General features: G+C 75.1%; 1 protein-coding gene. It reads left to right on the forward strand.

Annotated elements, in window-relative coordinates:
- Positions 1–515, forward strand: a 515-nt coding sequence (locus tag CCN51_RS49335) for a cytochrome P450 family protein (RefSeq protein WP_143676173.1), incomplete at both ends; no start/stop codon positions are given.

Genomic DNA, 515 nt, shown 5'->3' on the forward strand with positions numbered 1-515 from the left:
CGCGCTGCGGCTGCTGCTCTCCGACGACCGGTTCGCCGGTGAGCTCTCCGGGGGCAGCCTGCCCGTCCAGGACGCCATCGACGAGGTCCTGTGGACCGATCCGCCACTGGCCAACTTCGGGACCCGGTTCGCCCGCCACGACCTGGACCTGGCGGGCTTGCGGATCCGCCAGGGCGAGCCGATCCTCACCAGCTACGCCGCCGCCAACACCGACCCCGAGCTGATCTCCGACGGCCGGTTCGGCAACCGCGCCCACCTCGCCTGGAGCATCGGTGCCCACCGCTGCCCGGCCGAGAGCCCGGCGCGGGTGATCGCCTCGGTGGCCATCGAGAAGCTGCTCGACCGGCTCCCGGACATGGAACTGGCCGTTCCGGTCGACCAGTTGGCCTGGCGCACCGGTCCCTTCCACCGCGCGCTCACGGCGCTGCCCGTCCGCTTCCCCGTCACGGCCCGGCCCACGGCCGCAGCCGCCCCTGCGGCGGTCTCCGCGGCGGTCTCCCCGCCCGCCCCGGCGG

Origin of the sequence: Streptomyces milbemycinicus (assembly GCF_002154605.1) — a bacterium.
In the GTDB taxonomy this organism is placed as follows: Bacteria; Actinomycetota; Actinomycetes; order Streptomycetales; family Streptomycetaceae; genus Streptomyces; species Streptomyces milbemycinicus.